This is a genomic window from Bacteroidetes Order II. bacterium, from assembly GCA_016788705.1.
In the GTDB taxonomy this organism is placed as follows: Bacteria; Bacteroidota; Rhodothermia; order Rhodothermales; family UBA2364; genus UBA2364.
On the sequence record JAEUSQ010000025.1, the window covers coordinates 1 to 14,066 of the forward strand.

Consider the following 14,066-nt stretch of genomic DNA (forward strand, 5'->3'; position numbering starts at 1 on the left):
GTTGTACAGCACCTGTTCGCTCACACCGAGCAGTTCGGCCACTTCTTTTACGCTCTTGCCGTTTTGAAGCATCCGCACTGCTTCTTCTTTGAACGCCCTGTCATACTTGCGCCGCAACCGGTTCGCACTTGCAGGACTTAATGCTTGTTCTTGTTTCTTCATGACACAATATTAAGTTAGATTTGTGTCCGCCTAAATCAGACCACCTCACATCTATGAAGGTGTTGGTAGAAATAAAAGTTGTCGTATCAGGTATAATGGCTTTAATGCATAAATGCCCCGCAATAATTTTTGTTTCTGTTCCAATCTCCCATGCTAAAGATGACATTTTATCTTCAATAATAAAATAGCGCCCGTAAAGACTTGTTTTCCGAATATACTGTTGCTGGGCAAGGTTTTTGTAAAAGAGTTCTTCAGAAAAATTTCGCTGATAATATCCTCCACGAGACATCGCTACCATAGCTCTTTGGGATTCTCTTTTATTATTAGACGCTACATCGTAGGAATAAAATGATTGATCTGTGTTAAAATACAAGATAAAAGCCGCATTTTCTGACTCAGGAGCAAAAACTTCATTGTTTTTACTTATGGATGAACCTGAAAATATATTAGGATATTTACTATAATAAATTGTCCCTTGGGATGTAGTTTGTGCTTGTACAGCAAATGAAAAAAATAGCAGGAGTGGAAGGAGATTTTTCATGGTCGTATAGGTTTTAAAATGACGAAACGAGATGGTTAGTTTTTTATATCAATTGCTTCTTTTATTTGCTCGAATGAAAGGCTACCCGAATACAACTTATCCTTGATAACAATGGTAGGTACACCATGGATCCCAAACTCTTTCGCCACGCTTCGATGTGCTTCGATACGCAACTTGTAGGTCGTATCTTGCTGACACGTTACAAAAGAGTTTAGCTGTTTAACCCCTATGCCCTCTGCAATGGTCTTCCAATCGGTTTTAGGTTGAGAAAAGGTTTCCTTCTTGAAAACAGTATCATGATATTGATCAAAAAAACCTAATTCTTTAGCACATTCTGCTCCATTTGCCGCCATGTAGGCATTCGGATGGATTTTATCAAGCGGAAGATGATACCGATGAATCGAAACTTTATCAGGATATGCTGCAACAACCTTTTTTAGAACCTTCTCTTGTTCACGACAAAAGGGGCATTCATAATCCATAAATTCGATAATCTTAATTTTATTTTCAGGATCAGGATGCATACCCAGTTTCTGCGCAATCCCTTTCACTAAAATAGGTTTCACAGGCGCTTTGGGTACTTCATTTTGAGCAAAAAACTCTCTACGGACGACCAATGCAGTGATAATAATGGCACATATAATTAACACAATATCCGTCAAGTAATTACTTTTCTTCATGGGATCCTTCTATATGTTTGGCAATTCTTCAAATTGTTGATTGGTTTAAATGGCTAAAGCGTGTTCAATCAACAACATGCTTTAGATGTTTTCCCTGCTTCTTCTGTACATACCACACACTTTTCAGTCGTACTGCATTTACCCTGCTTCGTCTCGCATGAAACAGTAACGCCATTGCTACAAATTCTGCTAAGAGAGCATTCTGCTGTTTCCGTGACCTTAAGAACAGGCTGACAAGAAAGAAAAATCGCACCGAGTAAAATTAATGAAATAGACAATCCTCGAATAATTTTTGTTCTCATTGGTTTACCTCCCATTTAAACGATGAACGTGAGTTCAAGATATGCGATTGCATTCGCCACCATCGACAAGTCTAAACTCACGTTCAATCAAGGTACATAAATCACGCAATCTCGTTTTGGATCATTGTCAAAGACAAAAAATCATACCCTACAACAATCTTTTACTCACAACAAGCTCTTACTTCTGGCCCTGAATCTTTGCAAACCAGACAGTCTCCAAATGATCTACATTCGCCACCGTTTGCAGCTTTGCATGAAATCGTAATTCCATCACCACAAGATTTGCTGATGGTACACTCTGCTGCTACTGATGAGATTGCAGGTTGAAAAGAAAGAAAAGAGGCACCGAATAGGATTACAAAAAGTGATAACCCCCGAATAAATTTTGTTTTCATAAGGTTTTACCTCACTTATTTTCATAAGGTTTTACCTCACTTACATTGTAACTACTTAGCACCCTCCTAAATTGGGTGTTTTTCGAACAAAGCAACCCCTGAGAAATCGATTGTGGTGCGTCAAATCTCTCAAATTGTAGCAAAAAAGATTTTGACGAACGTGACAGCATTAAAATCGAGGGGGTGCTAAATAGTTACCTTACATTTAAGGTCAATAGATTTAAGGAAAATTATGAGTACTTTGTTTAGTTGCAAATTTATGTAAAAGTACAAAACTATGTTATTTATACACATATATAAAAAATTAATAATTTGTTAAGATTATCTTAACCATTGCGGAGTTGCTGTCAGATGCAAGAAAGTCATGTAGTTTTCATATTTTTATCGTAGTGAGTGGTAATCCGTCGGTAATGCTTGATACGATTAAAGTAATTTTCGACTTTATGCCGATCCTTATAGCGTTCTTTGTCATGTTCACGGAGGTGTTTACGATTACAACGGCTCTCGGAATGACTGGCACGGCCTCTAAGGTGTGGATGTGGTTTATAGCCGCGAACTCGTTGCTATCGTACCCTTGGTCGGCTATAACGCCTGCATTTCACACAAGATCGCTTAGTGCCGAATTATTTTCCTTTAAACCCTTTAGTCAGCCCATCCTTTTTCTTATGGGTAGTTTGGGGCAAACAAATTACCTTCAGGAGGGTCGTATGATGAATGGGGCAAAGTTGGTTGAAGCCCAAAATGCGCTTTATTCATGACATTCAGCAATAGACATTTCGATGATGTGTAAAGCGTCACGAATTTGTTCTTCGGTAATCACCAAGGGTGGGGCCAGTCGGATTTTATTGCCATGCGTCGGTTTGGCTAAAAGCCCATGCTTTTTAAATGCAAGACAGAGGCGCCAGGCGAGATCTGAGCTTTCTTCACAATTCACCACAATAGCGTTTAATAGCCCTTTGCCACGAACAGATCGGATCAATGGGTGACGAGTGGCTATTTCCAGAAGACCCTCACGGAAAACCTCGCCGAGATGTGCTGCTTTTTCCGCCAAGCCTTCGTCAGCCACCACCTGTAAAGCCGCCATACCAACCGCACAAGCAAGCGGATTCCCACCAAAGGTGGAACCATGCTCTCCCGGACGAATGGTAAGCATGATTTCGTCGCGGGCCAGAACCGCCGAGACAGGCATCACACCGCCAGAAAGGGCTTTGCCTAAAATAAGAATATCGGGTTTAATTTCGGGCTGATTTTCGCAACTTTTGGCACAGGTGCAATTTCCACAAGTCGCCAAGAGCTTTCCAGTACGTGCAATTCCTGTTTGAACCTCGTCTGCAATGAATAAAACACCGTGTGCATGACAAATTTCGGAAGCTTTCCTAAGATATCCCTCGTCTGGAACCACGACACCCGCTTCGCCTTGCATGGGTTCTACGATAAATCCGGCAATGTGTGGTTCATCGCGTAATAGGTTCTCTAATGCCGCCAAGTCGTTGTAGGGAACGTGTGCAATGCCTTCCATATGTGGCCCAAAACCCGTGCGGCTACTCGGATCGGTTGATCCCGAAATGACGGAAAGTGTTCGGCCATGAAAGTTGTCTTCAGCAAACATGATGATGGCTTCGTTTTCAGGAATACCCTTCACTGTATAAGCCCACTTTCGGCAAAGTTTGAGCGCGGTTTCTACGGCCTCAACACCAGAATTCATCACCAAGGCTTTATCGTAGTCAAATGTTTTACTTAATAATGCTTCAAATTCCCCTAATAAATTATGGTGAAATGCTCGCGAAGTAAGAGTTAGTGTTTGCGCTTGTTCAATCAATGCACCCACAATGCGAGGATGACAATGCCCTTGATTGACCGCAGAATAAGCCGAAAGAAAGTCGTAGTACCGCTTGCCTTCCAGATCCCACAAAAAAACACCTTCTCCACGTGCAAGCACAACCGGAAGCGGGTGATAATTGTGCGCACCGTAACGGTCTTCTAATGCGATATAATGACTGGCGGAATGGAAAGCTGTGGTCTTCATGAGGGCTGCTTTAAGGGGTTGAAACATTGAAGATACCATAATGTAAAAATAAAATGCAGAAAAAATGGATAATGATTTTAAAATATTTTAAAATTTAGATTTGAATACGCTTTTTTGAATAAAAAAATGTCAAAAAAATCATATTGAAAAATGGATACGTTTGATGTACAAATCTTGCATTGCTTAGAAACCGATGGCCGAATGCCACATTCCTCCATTGCCACTATGCTGGGCATCTCCCATACTATGGTGCATAAACTCATAGAACAAGGTGTACTCGTTGGTATCAAACCCGTACTGGATGAGAAGAAGTTAGGCTATGATTGGGCCGCCTTCACAGGATTGACATTCGAAAAAGATGCAGACTCCGAGCGAGTGATTGAAGCGCTTAAAAATATACCAGAAATAACTGAGTATTTTTATATAAGAGTAAGTTATAATTTATACATTCGTATGGTGACAAAAAGTCATAGCCATATGCGTGAGATTTTGTATCATAAAATTGACACCCTTCCCGGTATTGCCAAAACCGATTCTATGGTTGAACTGGGGTGCGCCTTCAAACGTAATATTGGCTTGTAGTTGGATTATGAGGCTTTGGTTGTTATGATGAAGAAAAGAAAAAACCAAGAAGAGAATAAGCAAATGGTCTTTTGTCAAAAGATTAACCGTTTAATAAGTTATATATAATCTGCCTTTTGGCGGTAAAATATTTGTACTTTCTTTTATCACGATTCTCATCACCAGCTGGAGACGACCATGCGTATCATTTCAAAATTTGTACTGACCTTCTTTGTATTCATGCTTGTGGGCTGTGGCAGCGAAGCCGAAAAAACGGTTCAAGAAACCACACCTGCCGTACAGGATTTACAATCGGCGGCAAAAGAAGCCCAAAAAGCACTTGAAGGACTTTCTGCCACACAAAACGGAGACGGCAAAACCCAAAATGTGGATCCTATACCCTTTAAAGACCTCCAATCGGTTCTACCAGCAAGCGTGGCAGGAGCTGCCCAAAGTGATTTAGAGGGCGAAAAAGTGGGTATGATGGGTTTTAATATCTCGAATGCCGGGGCGCGTTACGAAAATGGCGATAAATCTATTTCTATCAAAATTACGGACACGGGCAATATGAAAGGCTTTGCAATGCTTGGTTTTGCTTGGATCAACAATAATTTTGAACGCGAAGATGCTAATGGCTACGAACGTACCACCAAAATAAATGGAAACCCTAGCCTCGAAAAATACAACCAAACCAACCAAGACGGCGAGGTATCCTCACTAATCGGTGGACGCTTTGTGGTTACGGTGGATGGCCGAAAGGTTACCGCAGAAGAATTAAAAGCCGCGCTTGCCTCCGTTAATACCAGCCAATTGGTCGGATGGAAAGACCGGGGTGTACAATAAAGGTACACTATAGAGGACTGAAAATCGGCCGGGGTTTTGCTCCGGCTATTTTTTTAAGCAATTGATCTTTGAGATTCGGTGAATATTGTTTTTTAGAATAGGCTAAGATGTAGAATTTAGTGTGTTGGCAAAGGATTTTAAGTAAAGAGTAAGGTCTTCTTCAGGCGTCAGTCCGAGTTTCTTCTTGAGCCGATACCTGCTTTTTTCCACACCTTTAGGAGATATATTAAGAATAGAAGCCATTTCTTTTGTGTTAACATTGATAAGCATGAGTGAACAAATACGAAGGTCATTGGCAGAAAGGTCGGGGTGTTTCCTTCGGAGTTCTTGTGCAAAAGCGCTATTGGTTTCTTCAAAAAAAGCATTAAACCGTTCCCAAAAGTCTTCGCCACGAACCTCTGCGTCTATCAGTTTAATAACGTGTCCATGTAGTGATGGCGAAGCTTCTTGTGCATCCGGGGGCGTTTCTTTAAGTTCTTTTTTTACTTTGTTCAGGAAATCATTTTTATGTGCCATTTGTAAGCTCATGGATACCAATTGATTGCTTTTTGCTGCGAGGTCGGAGGCCAACTTCTCATTTTTAAGTTGCAGCAAAGCCCGCTCCGACTCTATCATTTGTTGCCTAAGATGGCGCTCCCGACGGTTTAGCAGTAAACGATAACTTTGCCAGAATGCCCAGACAAATAATAAAAAAACGAAGATCCGAAATAGAGTGCTTTTCCAAAAAGGAGGTGAAATGTGGATGATAAGAGAGGTTTCGTGTGGACTCCATTTCCCCATGCTATTGGTCCCTTTTATCCTAAAAGTGTAATTGCCCGGCTCAAGGTTAGTAAAGTTTACAGAATGTCTTGGAATTTCCAGTTGCTGCCATTCTTTATGAAACCCTATCAGCATATATTCAAACCGATTATTCTGCGGTTCGCTGAGGTCGGAAGTTGCAAAATCTAAGGAGAACGCATTATCAAGATAGGACAAAAAAATAGTCGGTGTACTTTCCAGCCGACCCTGATAAATCACGCGCCCATTTGGTCCTTTTCCCGGTAGAATCGAGTCGTTAAATACCCGTAATTCTGTAATTCGGACTTGTGGATGAAGTTCGGACTTTGTTACCTCTTCGGGGTTGAGCATCATGAGGCCATTAATTCCTCCAACCATTAATTGACCACTTCGGCTTAAAAGAATGGCGGCTTGGTTAAATTGGTTGGCTTGTGTATGGTGGTGAAAGTTGAAGTTCTCGATGGTACCAGATTGTGGGCTGAGTCGTGCAAGTCCTGAAAGGGTGCTAATCCAAAGATACCCTTTCGGGTCTTCTCGGATACCCATCACGCTTTCAGATAACAAGCCCCTTGGTGAATCCCCTTTCCAAAATTGGTTTCCTCCTTTCCATAAATTGAGGCCACCGTCTTCGGTTCCGACCCAAATGCGCCCTTTTCGGTCCTCAAACACAGTCCGTACTTCACTTCCGTTTAGGCCACTGGGTTTACTATGATCTGATTTGAAAGATTTAAACTCGCCCGAATTCGGCATAAACAAAACCAATCCTTGGTCTCTGGTTCCAATCCAAACACGGTTCTTTGTATCTGTCCGGACATACATGAGGTCATTGGTCGGGAGATTTTGGGCATTGGACGCACCTGCTTTATAATGGGTAAAGCTTTTTGATTTTGGTTCATAGACAATAAGCCCATCTCCCAGAATAGCGATAAAAATATGCCCGTCCGGACTACCCGATATACTCCAGACATTGCCATCATGGATGGATGCGGGGACATCGGGACTGGTTTGGAAGTGGGTAACTTTCCCTGTGATAGGATCCAAGACATCCAGACCTCGCCCAAAATAGCCAATCCAGATTTTGCCATCGGGTGCTTCATACAAAGATTTTACGACATTTCCGGACAACGAAGACGGATTGGTGGGTTGGTGCGTAAATGCGCTGAATGTGCGGGTGATAGGATTAAAACGGTTAAGACCTCCACCATCGGTGCCAATCCAAATTTCTCCTTTTCGGGTTTCTAATAAGCACAAAACAGATGAATGGCTCAACTCACCTTGTACAAAGCCTGTATGGGCAAAATGGTCGAAGCGCACCTTGCGTGCTTTATGGACATTGATGCCGCCATTGTAGGAGCCGATCCAGATATTTTGGTCTTTGGCGACAAAAATATCATATAGGGCATTGGTGTTCAGGTTGCCGGGACGGGTAACGTTTTTCGTTTGGTTCATAAAACGAGTTGAGCCTGCACGCAGGTAGTATAACCCGCCACCGTCGGTTGCAACCAAAATCGTTCCATCTTTCGCAAAGTCTATGTCCCGCACTTCGTTGTACGAAATACCAGCGGCTTCCAAAGGAAAACGATCTAAAGCACCCGTCGCCGGACGAAATTTAAATAGCCCCTGACGGTCTGTTCCAATCCACAAGGTGCCATCTTTTTGGGCACGAATTACCTTTCGGTAGCCCAATAATTCGATCGTATGGGGGGAACCTAATGTTACCGCCGTAAAGCGTTTGGTACCTGCATGAAACCGAGAAAGATAGGATTTATCCGTAACTACCCAAATGTGACCTTGTTCATCTTGGGTAAGGTCAAACGCATGATCCGTTGTCAATTTTTTATTGGCGCGATTAAAGGCATGCAATTCTTTTTTATCTGGGTCGTATGCAAAAATGCCTTTTCCAATGGTTGTAATCCACACCCAGCCTTTTTTGTCTTCAAACAAGCGTGTAATCCATGTATCTGAAAGTGCCGAAAGTTGGGGGTGTTTTCTAGAAGCTGTAAATCTTCCGCTGTGTAGGTCTAAAATGTTAACCCCACGATTTTGTGTACCTACCCAAATATGTCCATTCCGATCCTCCAAAAGCGTTGTGATAATCCGGCCTTCAAAAGCGGGATCGGTTTTAGAAGAGGTATTAAAAACCTTAAATCCATAGCCATCATATTTATTTAGACCATTGTGTGTTGCAAACCACATCATGCCAAAACGATCTTGTAAAACCGAATATACCGTGTTGTGAGACAATCCCTGTTCAATGGTAAGGTGCTCAAAAATATAGGGCGCAGCTTGTGCAACCAATGAGTTCGGTTGTAAGGCGAACAACCAGATCAACCATAGGGAATGTATTTGGCCTAAACGCACCATGTGAGGGTTGGTTTGAAGGGGGGCCACATCATAGATATAGGAAACGCAAAACAATTTTGCAGCAATAGATTCATTTTTTGAGGCCCAGACAATTTAGGAAAAGAAATGGTGTAAGCGAAAACGTAAGACCGAAAATGCAATGCCTATAGTCGCAAAGTGCTTTATAGGTGTTATTATAAAACTTGGTAGCATCTTTGGTTTGTTTGTGATCATACCCAATTTGGATCGGTTTGGTGTCCATACCACCATTGAAACAAAATTATTAAAGCATTTCTGGTTATGAACCATGTTACCTTATAGAATAAAGACCTAAAAGCAAGACAAAATCCAGACATAACTATTCTCAAAGAGGGTATGGCCTGATTACAACTATAAACAAGGGAAATCCTTTTTAGGTGATTAGATACCCATTAAAGGGATTTGTAAATTCTCCATACCGAAAGCGCAACCAGACAAAGCGATGAGCCGTATTCAGACAAATGTTTTTTTCACTCTAATTGTTGAACCCATGAAATACCCGTTATTGTTCTTAGGTTTTTTATTGCTTGTTATTGGGGGATGTACCGAGGCCGAACGGCAAGAAGCGCGTCAGGTGATTCAGGATACCCGGCAAGCTACGGACGAAGCCAAGAGATTGGCTGAGGAAGCCCAACGAATGGGGGAAGAGGTTTCCCCTGAAGTGAAGCAAGCGCAAAAAGACCTTAAAGAAATGATTAGGCGTCCGGAGCCTATAGATTTTCGTGAACTAAAAACCCTATTTCCAGAAAAGTTAGGGGTTTATGCCCGTGTGGATGCCGGAGGAGAACGCACTGCAATCTTGGGCTATGGTTTATCTAAAGCCCATGCCTTTTATGAAGGTAAGCGTGGTGAAATTAAAATGCACCTCTACGATTCAGGAGGTCTCCGTAGTGTCAAGGCGGTCCATGCAGGATGGTTGTATGCCCAACTTGATCGGGAAAATGGGACGACCACCGAGCGAACCACCACGATAAAAGGGTATCCGGGGCGAGAAAAATACCGGTCAGACACCCAGACGGGTGAATTGGACCTTGTGGTTGCAGACCGTTTCATTGTAAAAGTATCGGGCGACAATGTGCCTTTACAGGTTTTGCACCAAGCTTTGGATAAAATCCAGTTGGGTACGTTGGCGTCTTGGAAAGACAAAGGTTCGACTTCAGGATCACATTAGGCATCAAAAAAAACGGGGTGAAAGATTTCGCCACCCCGTTTTTATTTTGGTGTTGGATCTACTTACGCTTTTGGGGCTTCGTCTTTTCCACCGCCCGTCAAATCCGAGATTTTGTCCTGAACGGTTTCCACAACATCGCCCGCTACATCTTTGGCTTTTTCAAACCCATCTTGGGCCATTTCGACCGCATCACCTGCAAGTTCTTTGCCTTTTTCGATGGCATCACCTGCAACATCCTGTACGGTTTCAACCACATCTCCAGCCATATCTTTGGCTTTTTCGAGACCTTCTTGTGCCAGCTCCATTGCATCACCTGCAAGTTCTTTGCCCTTTTCGAGTGCGCTTTCGGCCATATTCTTTAGGTTATCAAATAAGCTCATGGTTATGCTCCTGTTATTTTGGGAATTATAGGTCAGTTGTATAAGTCGGAAGATATTCAATTGGAATAAAAAATGAAACACTTCCTTAAAAAATAGCCATTTGTTAAATCAATACTTCACCATCCATCACTTCCGGACGAGGCAGGCCCAAGATGTGGAGGATCGTCGGAGCAATGTCGCCCAACTTTCCAGGGTGTATCGGGCCTTGAAAGCCCTCTTTGATGATGAGATGTGGAACCAAAGCGGTTGTGTGTGCGGTATTGGGCGTTCCATCTTCATTACGCATTTTATCGGCATTACCATGATCGGCGATAATCTCGACGGTATAGCCGTTCTGTAGGGCCGTTTCGACCACCAATTTTGTGCAGGTATCTACGGTTTCGATGGCTTTTACGGCAGCCTCAAAGACGCCCGTATGACCAACCATATCCGGATTGGCAAAATTGAGTACGGCCAAGGCGTATTCATTTTCCTTGAGGGCTTTTGAGACGGCTTCCGCCAGTTCGAGGGCGCTCATTTCGGGCTGTAGGTCATACGTGGGTACTTTGGGCGAGGGAGCTAAAATGCGGTCTTCTCCATCAAAGGGTGTTTCTCGGCCCCCATTAAAGAAGAAGGTGACATGAGGGTATTTTTCGGTTTCTGCGGCGCGTAATTGCCGGAATCCTGCATGGGAAACCACTTCACCCAAGGGGGATACAATATCAATTTTAGGAAATGCGATCGGTATGGTAAAGGAATTATCGTATTTCGTAAATGAACAATAAAACAAGTCTTCTAAATAATCTGCTACAAATCCAGAAAAATCCTCAAAGAGGAAAGGCCGAGAGAGTTGACGCATTCGGTCTGAACGAAAGTTGAAGCAAATAACCGCATCGCCGGGGGCGATTCGTGGGCTTCGGTGGTTTTCATCCATCACCAGTAGGGGCTTTATAAATTCATCTGTAATCCCATTCGCATGGCTTTCTTGCAGGGCTGCGATGGGGTCATCCACTTTTGTTCCAGAGCCATGTACCAATAAATCATAGGCTTGCGCGGTACGTTCCCAGCGGTTGTCGCGGTCCATGGCATAATACCTTCCAATGATGGATCTGACCTTCCCGACACCAATGCGTGCGGCCTCTTTTAAGAATTCGGACATATAGTCTATACTACCTTGGGGGTCAGTGTCTCGTCCATCGGTGAAACAATGTACATTTACCTGCTCTTGCGAAAGACCTTCGCGTTTTGCCATTTCTAAGAGGGCAACAAGGTGTGTATTAGAGGCATGTACCCCGCCATCGGAAAACAACCCCATCAGATGCAGGTTGGTACCCTTGTTTTTGGCGTGAGACATGGCTGTTTTGAGGACAGTATTGTCATAAAAAGCTCCTTCTTTAATTTCTTTATCAATGCGTGTGATATCTTGATAGACCACCCTTCCGGCACCGAGGTTCATGTGCCCTACTTCTGAGTTTCCCATCTGGCCGTCTGGCAGCCCTACGGCCAATCCACTAGCTTCGAGGGTGCTGTTCGGATACGTGGCAAACAAATGGTCTATAAAAGGTTTTTGGGCGGCATCTATGGCGCTGACAGTAGGATCAACGGCTTTTCCGTAACCATCCAAAATGATAAGAATATGCTTGTTCATAATATATAAGTGGTTGAGATGATGGCCATGACATAAGGTCAGACCCGAAAATCTTGAATTCTGACAGTTGTCTTCCCCGTTTTGGCATGGTGCAAGTAAACCGAACCACAATGGGGACATGATCCTTGCTCTAAGCCGTTTTCATCGGTTATAGGAACAAATTGGTTACAATATTGATGACAATTGGTGCAATAATAAGTCCCCAGTTTAGGTTTCAAACCAAGAAGTACAGCGGGGAGTTTATCCATTTGGGCTTTATACCTACACCATGTGGCCAAGACACAAGAGGAGCACTGTGGGTTTTGGGCCTTGCAGGTGTATCTTCCATGCAAAATTAATAAATGGTGTCCTTCACTCCATTCGGACTTCGGGAATAAGGCTTTGAGTTGTATCTCTACTTCTTTTACGGTTTTTCCAGAAGCCAAACCAATACGATTAGAAACCCGAAAAACATGGGTATCTACCGGAAATGCTGGAATTCCAAATGCCACCGATGCCACCACTTCGGCTGTTTTATGACCACATCCGGGTAGTTTTTCAATTTCCTCCACCGATGCTGGGATGTTCCCCCCATGTTTTTCCATCAAGACACGCCCTAATTTTGCAAGGTGGGCGGCTTTGTTGTTGGGAAAAGTAACCGACTGGATATAAGGTAATATTTCATCGGGAGAAGCGGCGCAAAGGGCATCCGGGCCTGGAAACCGGAGGAAAAGGGCAGGTGTTACCAAGTTTACACGTGCATCGGTGCATTGTGCAGATAACAAAACGGCAACCAATAACTCAAACGGATTTGTATATTGCAATTCCGTTACAGGGTCGGTGATGACGCTCCGGAGCGCCTCAAATGTTTTTGTGGCAAGTATGCTTTTTTCCAAAACCAGTTGGTTTACGTTTGATGGATTTCCCTTTTTATCCCCTAAAATACGAGTTTGATGTCCTTTGTTCGGTTGTTTTACCAAGTATTTATGATGGTTTCCGGCCTCGTTTTTGCACCTGTTGGGCTTTTCTCTCAGCCGATCCCGCTCTCGGATGATGCGCATATCTCTTTGCTCACGGTCTCGGAAGGGGATGCCTTGTACAGTGCTTTTGGGCACACAGGGTTACGCTTTAAAGATGAAAAACGTGGGTTGGATATCGTGTTTAATTATGGAACATTTGATTTTAATACCCCGGGATTTTACTTGAAATTTCTGCGTGGTCAATTGGATTATGTTTTGGCGGTTGAATCTTTTGAGGCATTTATGTGGACTTACCGAGATATAGAAAAACGGGGCGTTCGGGAGCAAGTCTTAAACTTGTCTTCCGAACAAAAGAAAGTACTTTTTGACTTGGTTCAAGAAAATTACAAACCTGAAAACCGTTATTACCGATATGACTTTTTCTTTGATAATTGTGCCACCAAACCCCGAGATCTTTTTGAGCGTGCTTTTGGGGATGCTTTCCTGTGGGGAAATACGCCTAATCCCCAGAAGACCTTTCGGGTGCTGTTGGATGAGGCTTTAGATGATAAACGTTGGGCAAAGTTTGGTATAGACCTGATTCTGGGGCAGAAAACAGATCGGATCGCGACGCGGAGAGAAGTAATGTTTTTACCAGAATACCTTAGGCAAGCAGTTGGAAAAGCGACCATTTCACATCAAGGCCAAAAGGTTTCTTTTGTGGCTTCTGAGATGATTTTGATACCAGAGCCTTTGCGTCCATCAGCACTAGACTTACCCACCTGGCTGGCGTGGGGACTTTTAATCGCCTTCCTCTTGCAAATGATGATGTCATTCAGGACACAAACAACCATACTCAAGTGGCAAGGCATAGATGCTTTTCTGTTTTTGTTTTCCGGCTTAATCGGATGTCTTATTGTCTTCTTATGGTTTTTTACGGATCATAAAGTTACGCCGGATAATTGGAACGTGGCCTGGTTATTGCCCACACATGTGCTGGCGGGGGTAGCTTTGTCCATTGGTTCTGTAGGTACATTTATCAAGCGCTATGCACAAATAAATTGTTTACTGATCTGCGTATTCCTATTGTTTTGGGGAATTGTACCGCAAGATTTGCACCCTGCATTTTTTCCTTTGTGTTTAATTCTCCTATTGCGCAGTATGGTTTTAGGATTTGATTTCCTCAAGGTTGCAACATATGTGCCTCAAATAACGACTAAACCATCGAGGTAAATATTTCATGATTTTAATTGTAGAGAGGGATGGCTTTTTACAGGCGGT

13 protein-coding genes are annotated in these 14,066 nt (G+C 43.1%); 4 read left to right on the forward strand and 9 right to left on the reverse strand.

Annotated features, from left to right (window positions below; all coding sequences use genetic code 11):
* The 5 genes from JNN12_06270 to rocD form a co-directional block, all read right to left on the reverse strand.
* Positions 1-117 (reverse strand): transposase (locus JNN12_06270; protein MBL7977928.1); only part of this gene is annotated, 117 nt, incomplete at its 3' end.
* On the reverse strand, positions 101-703 hold the full coding sequence (locus JNN12_06275; GenBank protein ID MBL7977929.1) for a GLPGLI family protein: 603 nt from the start codon (positions 701-703) through the stop codon (positions 101-103). The genes JNN12_06270 and JNN12_06275, both read right to left, overlap by 17 nt.
* A 35-nt stretch (positions 704-738) precedes the next feature.
* Positions 739-1,383 (reverse strand): thioredoxin domain-containing protein, encoded by a 645-nt coding sequence (locus JNN12_06280; GenBank protein ID MBL7977930.1) that lies wholly within the window; start codon positions 1,381-1,383, stop codon positions 739-741.
* A 463-nt stretch (positions 1,384-1,846) separates the two neighbouring features.
* Positions 1,847-2,080, reverse strand: a complete 234-nt coding sequence (locus tag JNN12_06285; GenBank protein ID MBL7977931.1) for a hypothetical protein — start codon at positions 2,078-2,080, stop codon at positions 1,847-1,849.
* Between the two features lie 748 nt (positions 2,081-2,828).
* Positions 2,829-4,106, reverse strand: a complete 1,278-nt coding sequence (rocD, locus tag JNN12_06290) for an ornithine--oxo-acid transaminase (protein MBL7977932.1) — start codon at positions 4,104-4,106, stop codon at positions 2,829-2,831.
* 150 nt (positions 4,107-4,256) lie between these two features.
* Here rocD and JNN12_06295 point away from each other — a divergent pair, with 150 nt between their 5' ends.
* Together JNN12_06295 and JNN12_06300 are read left to right on the forward strand one after the other, a co-directional pair.
* Positions 4,257-4,688, forward strand: a complete 432-nt coding sequence (locus JNN12_06295) for an Lrp/AsnC ligand binding domain-containing protein (GenBank protein ID MBL7977933.1) — start codon at positions 4,257-4,259, stop codon at positions 4,686-4,688.
* 177 nt (positions 4,689-4,865) lie between these two features.
* Complete coding sequence (locus JNN12_06300; protein MBL7977934.1) at positions 4,866-5,510, forward strand: hypothetical protein; 645 nt, start codon at positions 4,866-4,868, stop codon at positions 5,508-5,510.
* A 102-nt stretch (positions 5,511-5,612) separates the two neighbouring features.
* Here JNN12_06300 and JNN12_06305 read toward each other — a convergent pair whose 3' ends face one another.
* Positions 5,613-8,651 carry a hypothetical protein gene (locus JNN12_06305; GenBank protein ID MBL7977935.1) on the reverse strand — a complete coding sequence of 1,013 codons (3,039 nt, stop codon included), beginning with the start codon at positions 8,649-8,651 and terminating at the stop codon, positions 5,613-5,615.
* Positions 8,652-9,159: 508 nt separating this feature from the next.
* Between JNN12_06305 and JNN12_06310 the strand changes: the two genes are divergently transcribed.
* Positions 9,160-9,840 carry a hypothetical protein gene (locus JNN12_06310; GenBank protein MBL7977936.1) on the forward strand — a complete coding sequence of 227 codons (681 nt, stop codon included), beginning with the start codon at positions 9,160-9,162 and terminating at the stop codon, positions 9,838-9,840.
* A gap of 62 nt (positions 9,841-9,902) precedes the next feature.
* Here JNN12_06310 and JNN12_06315 read toward each other — a convergent pair whose 3' ends face one another.
* From JNN12_06315 to nth, 3 genes are all read right to left on the reverse strand, one after another.
* Positions 9,903-10,220 (reverse strand): hypothetical protein, encoded by a 318-nt coding sequence (locus JNN12_06315; GenBank protein ID MBL7977937.1) that lies wholly within the window; start codon positions 10,218-10,220, stop codon positions 9,903-9,905.
* A 103-nt stretch (positions 10,221-10,323) separates the two neighbouring features.
* Positions 10,324-11,847, reverse strand: coding sequence for a 2,3-bisphosphoglycerate-independent phosphoglycerate mutase (locus tag JNN12_06320; GenBank protein ID MBL7977938.1), 1,524 nt, complete (start codon positions 11,845-11,847; stop codon positions 10,324-10,326).
* Between the two features lie 38 nt (positions 11,848-11,885).
* On the reverse strand, positions 11,886-12,887 hold the full coding sequence (gene nth, locus JNN12_06325) for an endonuclease III (GenBank protein ID MBL7977939.1): 1,002 nt from the start codon (positions 12,885-12,887) through the stop codon (positions 11,886-11,888).
* Between nth and JNN12_06330 the strand changes: the two genes are divergently transcribed.
* Positions 12,813-14,018: a DUF4105 domain-containing protein gene (locus JNN12_06330; GenBank protein MBL7977940.1), complete on the forward strand. Its 1,206-nt coding sequence runs from the start codon at positions 12,813-12,815 to the stop codon at positions 14,016-14,018. The two genes, nth and JNN12_06330, sit on opposite strands and share 75 nt — an antisense overlap.
* The last annotated feature ends 48 nt before the right edge of the window (positions 14,019-14,066 follow it).

Excerpts from the sequence above, each read along its gene's own strand:
- JNN12_06275 (MBL7977929.1), bottom strand. The coding sequence starts at position 703 with ATGAAAAATCTCCTTCCACTCCTGCTATTTTTTTCATTTGCTGTACAA.
- JNN12_06280 (MBL7977930.1), bottom strand. The coding sequence starts at position 1,383 with ATGAAGAAAAGTAATTACTTGACGGATATTGTGTTAATTATATGTGCC.
- JNN12_06285 (MBL7977931.1), bottom strand. The coding sequence starts at position 2,080 with ATGAAAACAAAATTTATTCGGGGGTTATCACTTTTTGTAATCCTATTC.
- rocD (MBL7977932.1), bottom strand. The coding sequence starts at position 4,106 with ATGAAGACCACAGCTTTCCATTCCGCCAGTCATTATATCGCATTAGAA.
- JNN12_06295 (MBL7977933.1), top strand. The coding sequence starts at position 4,257 with ATGGATACGTTTGATGTACAAATCTTGCATTGCTTAGAAACCGATGGC.
- JNN12_06300 (MBL7977934.1), top strand. The coding sequence starts at position 4,866 with ATGCGTATCATTTCAAAATTTGTACTGACCTTCTTTGTATTCATGCTT.
- JNN12_06305 (MBL7977935.1), bottom strand. The coding sequence starts at position 8,651 with ATGGTGCGTTTAGGCCAAATACATTCCCTATGGTTGATCTGGTTGTTC.
- JNN12_06310 (MBL7977936.1), top strand. The coding sequence starts at position 9,160 with ATGAAATACCCGTTATTGTTCTTAGGTTTTTTATTGCTTGTTATTGGG.
- JNN12_06315 (MBL7977937.1), bottom strand. The coding sequence starts at position 10,220 with ATGAGCTTATTTGATAACCTAAAGAATATGGCCGAAAGCGCACTCGAA.
- JNN12_06320 (MBL7977938.1), bottom strand. The coding sequence starts at position 11,847 with ATGAACAAGCATATTCTTATCATTTTGGATGGTTACGGAAAAGCCGTT.
- JNN12_06330 (MBL7977940.1), top strand. The coding sequence starts at position 12,813 with ATGATGGTTTCCGGCCTCGTTTTTGCACCTGTTGGGCTTTTCTCTCAG.
- nth (MBL7977939.1), bottom strand. The coding sequence starts at position 12,887 with ATGCGCATCATCCGAGAGCGGGATCGGCTGAGAGAAAAGCCCAACAGG.